This is a genomic window from Streptomyces canus (assembly GCF_041435015.1).
GTDB lineage: Bacteria > Actinomycetota > Actinomycetes > Streptomycetales > Streptomycetaceae > Streptomyces > Streptomyces canus_G.
Window position 1 is genome coordinate 6,409,784 of record NZ_CP107989.1, and the last position, 15,198, is coordinate 6,424,981.

At 71.3% G+C, this 15,198-nt stretch carries 12 protein-coding genes; 9 read left to right on the forward strand and 3 right to left on the reverse strand.

Annotated features, from left to right (window positions below; all coding sequences use genetic code 11):
- Positions 1-100: 100 nt before the first annotated feature.
- From OG841_RS29400 to OG841_RS29420, 5 genes are all read left to right on the forward strand, one after another.
- On the forward strand, positions 101-943 hold the full coding sequence (locus tag OG841_RS29400) for a serine hydrolase (RefSeq protein WP_365115030.1): 843 nt from the start codon (positions 101-103) through the stop codon (positions 941-943).
- 48 nt (positions 944-991) lie between these two features.
- On the forward strand, positions 992-2,017 hold the full coding sequence (locus OG841_RS29405; protein WP_365115032.1) for an esterase-like activity of phytase family protein: 1,026 nt from the start codon (positions 992-994) through the stop codon (positions 2,015-2,017).
- Between the two features lie 93 nt (positions 2,018-2,110).
- Positions 2,111-5,827, forward strand: coding sequence for an ABC transporter ATP-binding protein (locus OG841_RS29410; protein ID WP_365115034.1), 3,717 nt, complete (start codon positions 2,111-2,113; stop codon positions 5,825-5,827).
- 73 nt (positions 5,828-5,900) lie between these two features.
- Entirely contained in the window at positions 5,901-6,290 is a 390-nt protein-coding gene (locus OG841_RS29415; RefSeq protein ID WP_365115036.1) for a hypothetical protein, read from the forward strand.
- A 109-nt stretch (positions 6,291-6,399) separates the two neighbouring features.
- The gene (locus OG841_RS29420) at positions 6,400-7,839 is read left to right on the forward strand and encodes a S28 family serine protease (RefSeq protein ID WP_328638771.1); all 1,440 of its coding nucleotides are present in this window, start codon (positions 6,400-6,402) and stop codon (positions 7,837-7,839) included.
- Positions 7,840-7,863: 24 nt separating this feature from the next.
- On the opposite strand, the gene OG841_RS29425 is transcribed toward OG841_RS29420, so the two are convergent.
- Together OG841_RS29425 and OG841_RS29430 are read right to left on the reverse strand one after the other, a co-directional pair.
- Entirely contained in the window at positions 7,864-8,505 is a 642-nt protein-coding gene (locus tag OG841_RS29425) for a hypothetical protein (RefSeq protein ID WP_328638770.1), read from the reverse strand.
- Between the two features lie 134 nt (positions 8,506-8,639).
- Positions 8,640-10,424, reverse strand: coding sequence for a glycoside hydrolase family 3 protein (locus tag OG841_RS29430; protein ID WP_328638769.1), 1,785 nt, complete (start codon positions 10,422-10,424; stop codon positions 8,640-8,642).
- Positions 10,425-10,801: 377 nt separating this feature from the next.
- On the opposite strand from OG841_RS29430, the gene OG841_RS29435 reads away from it, so the two are divergent.
- Genes OG841_RS29435 through OG841_RS29450 form a run of 4 tightly spaced genes read left to right on the forward strand, consistent with a single transcriptional unit; the run spans position 10,802 to position 13,551 of the window.
- A complete protein-coding gene (locus OG841_RS29435) occupies positions 10,802-11,059 on the forward strand; it encodes a hypothetical protein (protein WP_328638768.1) in 258 nt (85 codons plus the stop codon).
- Positions 11,060-11,119: 60 nt separating this feature from the next.
- Complete coding sequence (aroA, locus tag OG841_RS29440; RefSeq protein WP_371567159.1) at positions 11,120-12,379, forward strand: 3-phosphoshikimate 1-carboxyvinyltransferase; 1,260 nt, start codon at positions 11,120-11,122, stop codon at positions 12,377-12,379.
- 7 nt (positions 12,380-12,386) lie between these two features.
- A complete protein-coding gene (locus OG841_RS29445) occupies positions 12,387-13,019 on the forward strand; it encodes a GNAT family N-acetyltransferase (RefSeq protein WP_365115043.1) in 633 nt (210 codons plus the stop codon).
- A 13-nt stretch (positions 13,020-13,032) separates the two neighbouring features.
- The gene (locus OG841_RS29450) at positions 13,033-13,551 is read left to right on the forward strand and encodes a GNAT family N-acetyltransferase (protein WP_328638765.1); all 519 of its coding nucleotides are present in this window, start codon (positions 13,033-13,035) and stop codon (positions 13,549-13,551) included.
- A 347-nt stretch (positions 13,552-13,898) separates the two neighbouring features.
- On the opposite strand, the gene OG841_RS29455 is transcribed toward OG841_RS29450, so the two are convergent.
- On the reverse strand, positions 13,899-15,134 hold the full coding sequence (locus OG841_RS29455; protein WP_328638763.1) for an MFS transporter: 1,236 nt from the start codon (positions 15,132-15,134) through the stop codon (positions 13,899-13,901).
- Positions 15,135-15,198 lie beyond the last annotated feature (64 nt).

A 15,198-nucleotide genomic window follows, 5' to 3' on the forward strand; every position in this document is an offset into this window, starting at 1 on the left:
CCTGGCGCCATCCTGTGAAAAGGCCACGGGTTAGGTAACGACTCGCACAACCATTCCCCATGCGTACAACCATTCACCCGGACCCGAGAGTCAACAGGGCATGACACGGGGGATATCAAGACACGCGAAATGGATCGCGGCCGGTGCGCTGGCCGCCTGCGTCGCCGCCGCCACGCCGGCCGCCGCCGCGACCGCACCGGCCGTCAGCTGCACGTCCGCGAAGGCGGGCCTCGCCGACAAACTGAAGCGGGACATCACGTCCGCCCTCTCCAACCGCTCGGGCACGATCGCCGTGGGCCTCTACGACCGTACGACCAAAACCACCTGCACCCTGCGCTCCTCCACCGCCTACGACTCCGCGAGCGTCGTCAAGGTGACCGTCCTCGCCACACTGCTGTGGGACGCGAAGAAGCACAACCGGTATCTGACCACCACCGAGAGCAACCTTGCCAAGGCCATGATCACCAAGTCGGACAACGACGCCACCAGCAAGCTGTGGCGCCAGCTGGGCCTGACCAAGATCAAGGGCTTCCTCACCGCGGCCGGCATGACCCAGACCAAGCCCGGGGCGAACGGCTACTGGGGCCTGACCCAGATCACCGTCACCGACGAGCAGAAGCTGCTCAAGCTGGTCACCGCGAACAACACGGTCCTGAGCGACAACGCCCGCGCCTACATCCTCAAGTTGATGGGCCAGGTCATCTCGTCGCAGCGCTGGGGCACACCGTACGGCGCCGGATCGGGCATCTCCTGGCACGTCAAGAACGGCTGGCTGCAGCGCTCCACCCACGGCTGGCGGGTGCACAGCGTGGGCACCTTCAAGGGCGGCGGCCACGACTACATGATCACGGTGCTCACCCACGGCAACAGCACCATGAACTACGGCATCACGACGATCCAGGGCGTCGCGAAGGTCATCCACCGGGATCTCGCGGCGAGCTGACGCCTGCCGGACTCCCGTACGTCACCGACCCGCCCTACGGTGACGCCCATGCAGCTGAGAACCGCACTCGCCACCACCACCGCGGCCGTCGCGGCGGCGGCCTGCCTCGCGGCCACGGGCCCGGCGCAGGCCGCCACGCCGGTGAGCCACGTCTGCTCCCCTTCCGTCTCGCTCGACCGCTTCTCCGACGCGCTCGACAAGACGACGTACGACGGCACCTTCGTCGGCAACTTCTCCGCGCTCGCGGTGGACGGGGACGGCTCACTCGCCGCCCTCTCGGACCGCTCCTCGCTGTTCTCCCTGGACGCGAAGAGCCTCGAGCCGAAGGCGGTCGTCCCGCTGGTCGACGAGAAGGGCGCCGCGCTGGACTCCGAGGGCCTGGTGATCGACCGGGACGGCACCCGGCTGATCACGTCGGAGACCGAGCCGTCGATCCGCCGCTACGGCACCGACGGCACGCTCCTCGACCGCCTCCCCGTCCCGGCCTCCCTCCAGGTGGCCCCGGCGGGCCGCGCCACGTCGAACCAGACCTTCGAGGGCCTGACCCTCATGAACGGCGGCCGCACCCTGCTCGCCTCCATGGAGTACGCGCTCTCCGGCGACACGGCCGGCCTCGTCCGCTTCCAGACCTGGCGGCGTCACCACGGCCGTTTCGAGCTCGCGGCCCAGTACGCCTACCGCACCGACGCCGCCTTCCTCGGCGTCCCCGAGGTCCAGGCCCTTCCCGACGGCCGCCTCCTCGTCCTGGAGCGCGGCTTCACCTCCGGCGTCGGCAACACGGTCCGCCTGTACCTCGCCGACCCCCGCCACGCGACGGACACGAGCGGCGTCGAGAACCTGACGGGCCGGTCCGGCGTGCGCCTGATCAAGAAGACCCTGCTCACGGACATCGCGAGCTGCCCGACCCTGGGGGCGACGGCCAAGCAGCCCCAGCCGAACCCGCTCCTCGACAACATCGAGGGCATGGTCGTCACTGGCGGGAGCAAGGACCGCTTCAAGGTCCTCCTGGTGAGCGACGACAACCAGAACGCGGTGCAGACGACGCGGTTCTCCTACCTGAGGGTGCGGGTCTGACCCTCGGGAACGTTGCGGAGGGATGAAATCCGCTTGGTTTGGCGTTGGTGCCTTCCGGTAGATCAGGTCGAGGGACAAACCGGAGGGCACCGCGTGGAACCGCAACGGGGATGGGCACGACGACTGGCCGGGTACGCCTGGCGTTACCCCAAGGACGTCGTCCTCGCTCTGGTCTCGTCCCTCGGCGGCATGGCCGTCATGGCGGTCGTCCCCCTGATCACCAAGGTGATCATCGACGACGTCATCGGCGATCACACCCGGGACATGGCCCCCTGGGCCGGCGCCCTGGTCGTCGCGGCGGTCCTCGTCTACGTCCTCACCTACATCCGCCGCTACTACGGTGGCCGCCTCGCCCTCGACGTCCAGCACGACCTCCGCACGGAGATGTTCGGCACGATCACCCGTCTCGACGGCCGCCGCCAGGACGAGCTGTCCACGGGGCAGGTCGTCGGCCGGGCCACCAGCGACCTCCAGCTGATCCAGGGCCTGCTCTTCATGCTGCCGATGACGATCGGCAACTTCGCCCTCTTCCTGATCTCCCTGATCGTGATGGCCTGGCTGTCGATCCCGCTCACCCTGGTCGCCCTGGCGGTGGCCCCGGCCCTGTGGTGGATCGCGCGGCGCTCCCGCTCCAAACTGCACCCCGCCACCTGGTACGCCCAGGCCCAGGCCGCCGCCGTCGCGGGCGTGGTCGACGGCGCCGTCAGCGGCGTACGCGTGGTCAAGGGCTTCGGTCAGGAGGACCAGGAGACCGGAAAGCTCCGGGAGGTCGGCCGCCGCCTGTACGCGGGCCGCCTGCGCACGATCCGCTTCAACTCGAAGTACACCCCGGCCCTCCAGGCCGTCCCCGCCCTCGGCCAGGTCGCGATGCTGGCCCTCGGCGGCTGGCTCGCGGTCCGCGGTCACATCACGCTCGGCACCTTCGTCGCCTTCTCCACCTATCTCGCCCAGCTCGTCGGCCCGGTCCGCATGCTCGCCATGGTCCTCACGGTCGCCCAGCAGGCCCGCGCCGGCACCGAGCGCGTCCTGGAGCTGATCGACACCGATCCGTACCTGAAGGACGGCACCAAGGAACTCCCCGCCGACGCCCCGGCCACCGTCGAGTTCGACGACGTGTCCTTCGGCTACGACCGCGCCCTCGGCAAAACCAGCCCCGTGCTCGACGGACTGAGCTTCGAGATCCGCGCCGGCGAGACCCTCGCGGTCGTCGGCTCCTCCGGCTCGGGCAAGTCCACCGTCTCCCTGCTCCTGCCGCGCTTCTACGACGTCACCCACGGCGCTGTCCTCATCGGCGGCCACGACGTCCGCGAGCTCACCCTCGACTCCCTGCGGGCCGCGATCGGCCTGGTCCCCGAGGACTCCTTCCTCTTCTCGGACACGGTCCGCAACAACATCGCGTACGGCCGTCCCGAGGCGACCCAGGAGGAGGTCGAGAAGGCCGCCCGCGCCGCCCAGGCGGACCGTTTCATCGCCGCGCTCCCCGAGGGCTACGACACCAAGGTCGGCGAGCACGGCCTCACCCTCTCGGGCGGCCAGCGTCAGCGCGTCGCGCTCGCCCGCGCGATCCTCACCGACCCGCGCCTGCTCGTCCTGGACGACGCCACCTCCGCCGTGGACGCGCAGGTCGAGCACGAGATCCACGAGGCCCTGAAGCAGGTCATGGAGGGCCGCACCACCCTCCTCATCGCCCACCGCCGCTCCACCCTGAACCTCGCCGACCGCATCGCCGTCCTGGAGAACGGCCGCCTCGCCGAACTCGGCACCCACGAGGAGCTCCAGCACCGGTCGCCCCTCTACCGCCGCCTGCTCACCGACCCCGACGGCCTCGGCGGCGTCTCCCCGGGCCACGCCCGGCCGGCCGCCGTACAGGAGGACACCTCCGTACGCGACGAGCTGGATGCCGAGTTCGACGCCGAGCGCGGAGTCACCCCCCGCCTGTGGACCGGCGACCGCGAACCCAAGGACACGGCTCTGGCCGGCACCCCGGCCACCCCGGAACTCCTCGCCGAGGTCGACGCGTTGCCCCCGGCGACGGACACCCCCGACATCGACGAGGCACGCGCGGTCACGCCCGAGGAGTCGTACGGCCTGCGACGGCTGCTGCGGGGCTTCGGCCGCCCGCTGCTGATCAGCCTGGGCCTGGTCGCCGTGGACGCCGGCATGGGCCTGCTGCTCCCGGTGATGATCCGGAACGGCATCGACGACGGCGTCACCCGGATGGCCATGGCCGCGATCTGGACGGCGACCCTGTTCGCCCTGCTCTCGGTCCTCGCCCAGTGGGCGGCCCAGATCGGCGAGACCCGGATGACCGGACGCACCGGCGAACGAGTCCTGTACTCCCTGCGTCTGAAGATCTTCTCCCAGCTCCAGCGGCTCGGACTCGACTACTACGAGCGGGAGCTGACGGGCCGGATCATGACGAGGATGACGACGGACGTCGACGCCCTCTCGACCTTCCTGCAGACCGGTCTGGTCACCGCGTTCGTCTCGGTCGTCACCTTCTTCGGCATCATGGGCGCCCTGCTGGTGCTCGACGTACAGCTGGCGCTGGTCGTCTTCGCGACGCTCCCGCCGCTGATCGTCGCCACGTACTTCTTCCGCAAGGCGAGCGTGAAGGCGTACGAACTCGCCCGTGAACGCGTCTCGCTGGTCAACGCCGACCTCCAGGAGTCGGTGTCCGGGCTGCGGATCGTGCAGGCGTTCCGCCGGGAGCGGGACGGCGGGGCACGCTTCGCGGAGCGCAGCGACAGTTACCGCCGGGCCCGCGTCCGGGGCCAGTGGCTGATCTCGATCTACTTCCCCTTCGTCCAGCTGCTGTCCTCGGTGGCCGCCGCGGCCGTGCTGATCGCGGGCGCGGGCCGGGTGGACGCGGCGACCCTGACGACCGGCGCCCTGGTCGCCTACCTCCTCTACATCGACCTGTTCTTCGCCCCGGTCCAGCAGCTCTCCCAGGTCTTCGACGGCTACCAGCAGGCGACCGTCTCCCTGGGCCGGATCCAGGAGCTGCTCCGGGAACCGACGTCCACGAAGGCGGCCGAGGAGCCGCTGGACGTCCTGTCGTTGCGGGGCGAAGTGGCCTTCGAGAACGTGCACTTCGCGTACGGGGACGACGAGGAGGCCCTCGGCGGCATCGACCTGAAGATCCCCGCCGGTCAGACGGTCGCGTTCGTCGGCGAGACGGGCGCGGGCAAGTCCACCGTGGTCAAGCTGGTGGCCCGGTTCTACGACCCGACGGGCGGCCGGGTCACGGTCGACGGCACGGACCTGCGCGCCCTGGACCTGACCTCCTACCGCCACCGCCTCGGCGTGGTCCCCCAGGAGGCCTACCTCTTCCAGGGCACGATCCGCGACGCCATCGCCTACGGCCGCCCGGACGCCACCGACGCCGAGGTCGAGGCGGCGGCCCGTGCGGTCGGTGCCCACGAGATGATCGCCACGCTGGAGGGCGGTTATCTCCACGAGGTCGCCGAACGCGGCCGCAACCTCTCCGCGGGCCAGCGCCAGCTGATCGCGCTGGCCCGGGCGGAACTGGTCGACCCGGACATCCTGCTGCTCGACGAGGCCACGGCAGCCCTGGACCTGGCCACCGAGGCCCTGGTCAACCAGGCCACCGACCGTCTCGCGGGCCGCCGCACCACCCTCGTCGTGGCCCACCGCCTGACCACGGCGGCCCGCGCGGACCGCGTCGTGGTGATGGCCCACGGCCGCGTGGTCGAGGACGGAACCCACGACGAGCTCCTCGCGCTGGCGGGGCGGTACGCCGAGTTGTGGCGGACGTTCGTGGGGGAGCCGGCCCAGGTGTCAGGCTGACGGTCGTGCAACCGTCCGACATACGTTCTGCGTCCGTACACCTGTACGCCCAAGAGCTGCGGGAGGGACGGCAGTGAAGAGTGGAGCGATACGGCGGCTGGCGATGGGACTGGCCGTGACGGCGGCGGCCGGGATGCTCGGGGTCGCCGTGCCGGGACAGGCGCAGGCCGCGGCCTCGTCCTGCGAGGGGCGCAAGGTCAGGTCTTTCCCGTTCGCCACCGGCACGGTGGAGGTGTACAAGCGGGGCGGTTACGTGTGCGCGGTCACCCTTCCCAAGCACCCCGGGGTCCGGCAGCACATGAAAGTGAGTCTGCGGGCGTACGGGCTGCGGCCGGTCGAGGACGCGGGCCGGTACAAGTACCGGGCCGGTCCCGTCACCGTGCACGCCGGGCAGCGGAAGGTGTGGGTGAAGGGCGAGGTCGGCCGGGGCACGTACGACTCGGACGGCTGGATCCGGCTCTGAGACAAAGGTTTCTCACAGGGTTTTCCCCACGAGGTGTCACCTCCCCTGGTGCGGAGCGGACGTGCGCCGCTAGCGTCCGGCGCACATCTGTACTCACAGGGGAGGGTGCATGCGCAAGGCGCTCAGATGGCTCCTCACGCTGGTCGTGCTCATCGGCACGGTCAGTACGGCAGGGGCGGCAACCGCCGCCGAGCCGGAGGCCGACGGCACCAGTGCCACCACCGACATCAAGGATCAGCTCCTCGCCATCCCGGGGATGAGCCTGATCGAGGAGAAGCCGTACACCGGCTACCGCTTCTTCGTCCTGAACTACACCCAGCCGGTCGACCACCGGCACCCGTCCAAGGGCACGTTCCAGCAGCGGATCACCGTGCTGCACAAGGACGTCAGTCGGCCGACCGTCTTCTACACCGGCGGCTACAACGTCTCCACCACGCCTCGCCGCAGTGAGCCGACCCAGATCGTGGACGGCAACCAGGTCTCCATGGAGTACCGCTTCTTCACGCCCTCCCGGCCCGACCCGGCCGACTGGACGAAGCTGGACATCTGGCAGGCGGCCAGTGACCAGCACCGCATCTTCAAGGCGCTGAAGAAGATCTACTCGAAGAACTGGCTCTCCACGGGCGGCTCCAAGGGCGGCATGACCGCCACCTACTACGAGCGCTTCTACCCGCGCGACATGGACGGTGTCGTCGCCTACGTCGCCCCCAACGACGTGGTGAACAACGAGGACTCGGCGTACGACCGCTTCTTCGAGAAGGTCGGCACCAAGGAGTGCCGCGACCGGCTGAACGCGGTGCAGCGCGAGGCCCTCGTGCGGCGCGAGCCGCTGGAGAAGAAGTACGCCGACTACGCGGCGGCGGAGGGCCTCACCTTCACCACCGTCGGCAGCCTCGACAAGGCCTACGAGGCCGTCGTCCTCGACTACGTCTGGGGCTTCTGGCAGTACAACCTGCTGGCCAACTGCGGTGACGACGCACTGATCCCGGCGAACGCGAAGACCGCGACCGACGACCAGATCTGGAACTCCGTCGACACGATCTCCGGCTTCTCCGCCTACGCCGACCAGGGACTGGAGACGTACACGCCGTACTACTACCAGGCGGCCACCCAGCTCGGCGCTCCGACGATCAAGTTCCCGCACATCGAGAAGAAGTACATCCGCTACGGCTACCAGCCGCCGCGCAACTTCGTCCCGCGCAGCATCCCGACGAAGTTCCAGCCGTACGCGATGCGGGACGTGGACAACTGGGTGCGGGGCAACGCCCGTCACATGCTCTATGTCTACGGCCAGAACGACCCGTGGGGCGGGGAGCGGTTCCGCGTCGACAAGGGAGCGAAGGACGCGTACGTGTTCACCGCGCCCGGCATGAACCACGGGGCGAACGTCGCCGGTCTGGTCGCCGACCAGAAGGCGTTCGCCACGGCCAGGATCCTCGCCTGGGCGGGCGTCCCGGCGACGGCCGTCACCGCGGCGAAGCCGCTCGCGAAGTTCGACAAGAAGCTGGACGTACGGGACGTGGAGCGCGAGCCCACCCTACGTCCGTAGTCCGCGCGCCGCGCCCGGCCGGGATCACAACGGCCGGGCGCAGCCCACCGGCTGGGCGCCGCCGAGCTGGACGTACAGGGCTGTCGACAGCGGGCACCGGCTCCGCTCGGCGACCGCCTTCACCACCTTGTACTGCGGTTTCTTCGCGCCCTTGCCATCACACGCGGTCTCCCTGACCTGCCCGCTGCCCGCGCCGTACACGCAGTCGCCGACGATGGTCCGCGGGCCGCCCCCGCCGCCGGGGTCACCGGGGTGCGGCGGTTCCAGGTTGCGCATACAGGCGTATCCCTGCGGGACCGCCCCGTCGCCGTCCTCGTCGGAGATCTGGCTCTGCTCGCTGATGTGCAGCACGAAGTCGGTGGTCGCCGGGCACGGCGGCCCGCCGACCGGGGTGCCGTCGTGCCGGGCCACGACCCGTGCCGCCGCCCGCTCACTGGTGCAGGGCACCTCGGTGAAGCTGGCCTTGCCGAAGGAGCTGCACTCGTCGACCGCGAGGAACACCGCGCCGAAACCGGAGGCCCGGGTCGCGGAGGGCGAGACCGAGGCCGTGGCGCCGGTCCCCTCGTCGCTCTCCCCGCCGGCCGCCGGCTGGGTGCACCCCGTCAGCAGGGCGGCGAGCAGCGCCGGCAGTACATACACCGCCCCCGTGGACAACCTGTCGCGCATCGCCATCCCCCCCGCACTGCCCCCGCCGTCCAGCGTGACCGTCGCGGCGGGGCCACGCCAGACGTGTGGGGTACTTTGCGCCTTTCGGGGGTGATGTGCGAGTTGCGAGTCGTACGCGAACTACGTCCCGCGCGCTATCGGCCGTACGACAGCCCGTGCCCGACCGGGTACAGCACCTTCGCCGGATCGTCCGCCCGCTGTACCGGCACCGGCAGCCTCCCGCGCGGAGCCGCCTTTCCGGCGATCACCCGTGCCGCCGCCCGCAGTTCGACATCGGTCCAGGAGTAGGCCGCCAAGTATGCCGGGACGGTGGGCAGTTGGGCCACGTCGTAGGGATTGCGGATCGCGACGGCCACCACCGGCCTCCCGGTCGCCACGAGCTGCTCGACGAGTGTCTTCTGGGCGGCCGTGATGTTGTACGTCCCCACGATCACCGCGTCCGCGTCCTGCGCGGCGGCGACGGCCTGGGCGACGGTGGCCGCCGAGGGGGCCGTACCAGTCGGCAGGGCGGTGGCCGTGAAGCCCAGTTCGGTGAGGGCGGCGGCGAGGACCCCGGTCGGCGGGCCCGTCGTACCGGAGGGAGAGGCGGGGTCGGCGCCCACCACGAGCAGCTTGCGGTGGGTGTGGCGGTTCAGGGGCAGCAGTCGCCTCTCGTTGACCAGCAGGGTGGTCGTCCGCTCGGCGATCCGGTCGGCCGCGGCGAGGTGGGCCGGGGTGCCGACGGTCCGGGTGACGCCACCGTGGTTGACGTACGGCTCCTCGAAGAGCCCCAGCCGGGCCTTGAGCCGCAGGATCCGCAGGATCGACTCGTCCAGCCGCGCCTCGGTGAGCTCGCCGTCCTGTACGGCCTTCAGGACGGCGTTCCACGCGACGTCCAGGGAGGGCGGGTTGAGGAGCTGGTCGACACCGGCCTTGAGGGCGAGGACGGGGACGCGGTCGTCGCCGTACTTCTGCCGGACGCCCTCCATGCCGAGGGAGTCCGTGACCACGACCCCGTCGTAGCCGAGTTCGCCGCGCAGGATGCCGGTGAGGATCGGGTGGGAGAGGGTGGCCGGGTCGCCCGAGTCGTCGAGGGCCGGGAACTGGATGTGCGCGGTCATGATCGAGTCGATGCCGGCGCGGATCGCGGACCGGAAGGGGACGGCGTCCAGTTTCTCCCACAGTTCCCGGCTGTGGGTGATGACGGGGAAGCCGTAGTGGCTGTCGACGGCGGTGTCCCCGTGCCCCGGGAAGTGCTTGGCGGTCGCGGCGACCCCGGCGCCCTGGTACCCGGCGACCTCGGCGGCGACGAGCCCGGCGACTGCTTGGGGGTCGGAGCCGAAGGAACGGACGCCGATGACCGGGTTGGCCGGATTGACGTTGACGTCAGCGACGGGGGAGTAGTTCTGCCGGATGCCGATGGCCCTGAGCTCCTGCCCGGCGACACGGCCCAGGGAGTGGGCGTCCTTCCGTGAACCGCCGGCGCCGATCGCCATGGCGCCCGGGAAGAGGGTCGCGGGCTCGCCGACGCGGCAGACGATCCCGTGCTCCTGGTCGGTGGAGATGAGGGCGGGCAGCCCGCGCGGCTGTCGCAGTGACGCCTGCTGGATGCCGTTGGACAGGTCGGCGATCTGGTGCGGATCACGGGTGTTGTGCGCCCAGGTGAAGTAGATGATCCCGCCCACCCGGTACCTGGCGATCATCTCGGCGGCCGTACGGACGCCGATCTCCTTGAGGTTGGCGTCGATGTCGGCCTGGTCGGGGGCGGTGGCGGAGTGGCCGTAGACCCGCATCACGAAGAGCTGGCCGACCTTCTCCTCGAGCGTCATACGGGAGACGAGGGAGCCGAGCTTCTTGTCGTTCGCGTGTGCGGTCCCGCTGAGGGCGAGTGAGGCGGCGACGCCTGCTGTGGCGGCGAGGACGGTACGTCTGGAGGGCACGTGCGCTCCTTCCGGAGGCGATCCGCTGAAGGAAACTTCCGAGAAGTCACCAATAACCGGGAAGTTTCTGCCAGTCAAGGGAGCGCACAGCGCACAGTAGGCAGGGAGGGGCCGCCATCGGCGCAGTTGGAGGGGGGCGCGCCGATGACGGCGTGCTGCCGGCCGCAGTACGGAGGAGAGGGTTGGTCAGCGTTCGCAGCCAGCAGCGAGGCCGACGCCGTACCACGGTGACTCTCCGGCAGCTTGCGCATTGGACGAGCGGCGGCGGGGCGGGGTTCCCGGCTCGGGCCGGATTTCCCCAAGTTGGTGCGGCCGGGGTCAACGGGACGGATGAGCCGCCATATCGGGTCGGCCACGCCCCGGCGTAGGGTCGGCGCATGAGCCAGTTGCTGCCGCTCCTGACCGTCCTCGCCGGTCTTGCCGTGACCCTGGCCCTCTTCGCCCTGCTGGCCCGCCACGTTCGCCGCCGCGGGACGGCGGGCGGGGCCCTGCGCGGGGCGATGGCGGCGCACGACGAGGCGTGGCACGGGACGGCGGCCGACTCGTACTACGAGCTCCAGGTGCAGACGAACCGCAAGGCGCCGCTCCCGGACGACCGGTGGAGGCGGGGGCCACGCTCCGGGCGTCGCGCCTGAACGGGGTCCACCCCGTGGACGTCCCGGCGTCGGAGGGGGTCGTGGGCGATCATGAGGGGCATGCCCGCCGACACGCCCGTCCCGCAGACCCTCTCCCTCCCCGGCTCGAAGTCCCTCACCGCGCGGGCTCTCTTCCTGGCCGCCGCGGCCGACGGAGTGACCACCCTCGTACGCCCCCTCCGCTCGGACGACACCGAGGGCTTCGCCGAGGGACTCGTACGGCTGGGCTACCGGGTGGGCCGTACACCCGACGCGTGGCAGGTGGACGGCCGCCCGCAGGGACCGGCGGTCGCCGAGGCGGACGTGTACTGCCGTGACGGCGCGACGACCGCCCGCTTCCTGCCCACCCTGGCCGCGGCCGGCCACGGCACCTACCACTTCGACGCCTCGCCCCAGATGCGCAGGCGTCCCCTGCTGCCGCTGTCCCGTGCGCTGCGCGACCTGGGCGTGGACCTGCGGCACGAGGAGGCGGAGGGGCATCACCCGCTGACCGTGCGGGCGGCGGGCGTGGAGGGCGGCGAGGTGACGCTGGACGCGGGCCAGTCCTCCCAGTACCTCACCGCACTCCTGCTGCTCGGCCCCCTGACCCGCCGGGGCCTGCGCATCCACGTCACGGACCTGGTGTCGGCGCCGTACGTCGAGATCACCCTCGCGATGATGCGGGCGTTCGGGGTGGAGGTGGCGAGGGAGGGCGACGTCTTCGTGGTCCCGCCGGGCGGTTACCGCGCCACGACCTACGCGATCGAGCCCGACGCGTCCACGGCGAGCTACTTCTTCGCGGCGGCGGCTCTGACCCCGGGCGCCGAGGTGACGGTCCCGGGCCTGGGCACGGGCGCGCTCCAGGGCGACCTCGGCTTCGTGGACGTACTGCGGCGGATGGGAGCGGAGGTGTCCGTCGGCGCCACGGCCACCACGGTCCGGGGCACCGGCGAACTGCGCGGCCTGACGGTCAACATGCGGGACATCTCGGACACGATGCCGACGCTCGCGGCGATCGCCCCCTTCGCCTCCGCCCCCGTCCGCATCGAGGACGTGGCGAACACGCGGGTGAAGGAGTGCGACCGCCTGGAGGCCTGCGCGGAGAACCTGCGGCGGCTGGGCGTGCGGGTGGCGACCGGCCCGGACTGGATCGAGATCCACCCCGGAGCAGCCACCGGGGCTCAGGTGACGTCGTACGGCGACCACCGCATCGTCATGTCCTTCGCGGTCACCGGCCTTCGGGTACCGGGAATCTCGTTCGACGACCCCGGATGCGTACGCAAGACTTTCCCCGGTTTCCATGAGGCGTTCGCGGAGCTGCGAAGGACCATCGGGAGTTGAACGGGCATTGAGTTTCCAGCTGGAAGGGCCGGTCCTGACAGGCGCGTTGGTGCGCCTGGAACCGCTGGACCACGGGCACACGGCGGACCTGGCCGTGGCGGCGGAGGAGAACCGCGGCACCTACGCGTTCACCTGGGTGCCCAGGGCCGACGAAGTCGGTGACTACGTCGACGCGCAGCTCGCGCGGGCGGCGACGGGGCGGCTCGCGCCGTATGCGCAGGTGTCGGTCGCGACGGGGCGGGCGGTGGGGGCCACGTCGTTCTGGGAGCCGCGGTGCTGGCGGTCGGAGGACCGACTCGACGCCGTGGAGGTCGGTTTCACCTGGCTGGCGGGGTCGGCGCAGGGGACGGGCATCAACGCCGAGGCCAAGCTGCTGCTCTTCCGGCACGCCTTCGAGGTGTGGGACGTCTCCCGGGTCGACCTGAAGACGGACGCCCGCAACGACCGCTCCCGCGCGGCGATCGAGAGCGTCGGCGCCCGTTTCGAGGGCGTCCTGAGGAACTGGTCGCGCTCCTGGGCGCCCGGTGAGGACGGACGGCTGCGGGACTCGGCGATCTTCTCGATCACGGCCCAGGAGTGGCCGGGGTGCCGGAAGCGGCTGGAGGAGCGGGTGGCGGGGTTCGTGGCACGGCGGGGATGAGGGGAGCGGCAGCATGCGGTTGCGCGATGTCACGATGGACGACGTGGACGCCTACGTCCGGATGCGCTGCGACCCCGTCATGATGGCCGAGCTGGGCGGGCCGTTGCCGCGGGAGGGCATCGAGGACAAGGTGCGCCGGGACGCGGAGGAGGCGGCTGCCGACGAGTCCTGGATCAAGATGATCGTCCCCGAACCGGACCGGCCCGACGTGGTGGCGGGGTCGGTGACCGTCTGGTCCCACGACCCCGGGGACGGGCCCCTCTCCGAGATCGGCTGGATGGTGCTGCCGCACTTCCAGGGACGGGGACTGGGCAAGTGGGCGGTCCGTGCGCTGCTCGAACGGGCGTGGAGCGAGGACCGCTGGGGTGACATCCACGCGTTCCCGGCCACGAGCAACGGCCCCTCGAACGGCATCTGCCGCTCACTGGGCTTCCGTCTCGTCGGCGAACTCGACATGCCGTTCGCGGACCGGGTCCTGCGCAGCAACCACTGGACGATCACGCCCACTGCTCATCAAGCCCGACAGCCGTAGTCGGTCCAGGACCGTCGCCGGCACCGGGTCTCCCTCCGCCCCCGTCCGCACCGCCGCGAAGACGTGCCGGGACGGGGGCGTCCCGTCGTCCGTCGTCAGCAGGGCCAGGTCGCGGTGGGCGTATGCCGGGCGGACCGGGCGGGGGGCCGGCTCCACTCCCTGGCCCGCCTCGACCGGCGCACCCCGGTCGTTCACCGCGTGCCGGATGTCCGGGGTGAACCCGGCCGCCACGTACACCGACCGCGCCACCGCGCCCACGCGCGTCCCCCGGCGATCGCCGAATTCGCCCCACCTGCCCTGGAGTTCACCCTCGCCGGGTCCACCCGCCTGGTCGCCGCCGACATCCTTCACGCCTCGTCCGTAGCCGGAACCGCCCGCAACTCGGGTGTGCTCGCCCCGACATAGCCCACCGCGGCCACACACATGAGACCGCCCGTGATCAGCGCCGTCACGCCCGAGCTCCAGCCCGCGACCAGGCCGCCGCGCAGGTTGCCCAGGTGCGGGCCCGCCTGGCCGACGATCATCTCGGCGGCCGTGACCCGGCCGAGCAGGGCGTCGGGGGTGCGGGTCTGGACGATGGTGGTGCGGGACAGGACGGCGAGGGCGTCCGCCGCGCCGGCCAGCGCCAGGAAGCCGAGGCCCGCCCAGGCACTGGTGGCCAGGCCGAACAGCGCGAGGGCCGCGCCCCAGGTCGCCGACGCGCACAGCATCACCGGGCCGGGGCGGGCCAGTCGGGTGACCGGGCCGGAGAAGACCGTCGCGGCGACACCGCCCACCGCGAGCGCGGACAGGAACAGGCCGAGCGTGCGCGGGTCGCCGCCGAAGCGCTCCTCGTTGACCAGCGGGAACAGGCTCACCGGCATGGACAGGACGGTGGCGGCCAGGTCGGTCAGCAGCGCGCCGCGCACCACCCGGTGGCCGGTCAGGAAGCGCAGCCCGTCCAGGACACCGTGCAGACCGGGGCGGGACTTCTCGCCCTCGGGTGGCAGCGCGGGCAGACCGTAGGCGCCGTAGAAGGACATCGTGAAGCTCAGGGTGTCCAGGAGGTAGCAGACGCCGATGCCCCACCAGCCGAGCACGACCCCGGCGACGGCCGGCCCGACCAGCATCATCGCCTGGCCGGTGACCTGCTGGAGCGCGAGACCGGCGGCCACCTGCTCGCGGGGCAGCAGACGCGGCACGAACACGCCGGCGGCCGGCGCGCCGAGTGCGGCGAAGGAGGTCTGCGCCGCGACCAGCAGCAGCACGACGACCACGGGCGCGTGCCCCGCGAAGCCCTGCACGGCCAGCAGCAGGGAGCAGACCGCCGAGCCGACGGTGCCCGTGAGGTAGACCCGGCGCCGGTCGGCCCGGTCGACCCAGGCGCCCGCGAACAGGCTGACCCCGACCATCGGCACCGCCTGCGCGACACCGACGGCGCCGCTCCAGATCGTGCTGTGGGTCATGTCCCAGACCTGGAACATGACGGTGACCATGGTCATGAAGGTGCCGAGCGTGGACACCGTGCGCCCGAACAGCAGCCGCCGGAAGACCGGGGAGGCGCGCAGGGGCCGTACATCGAGGAACGTACGGCTGAGGCTCATGACGGGGGGACCGGGGCAGGGGCGGGCTGATGCACCCCGGGACGGTAGCGGGCCGCCCCCGTCC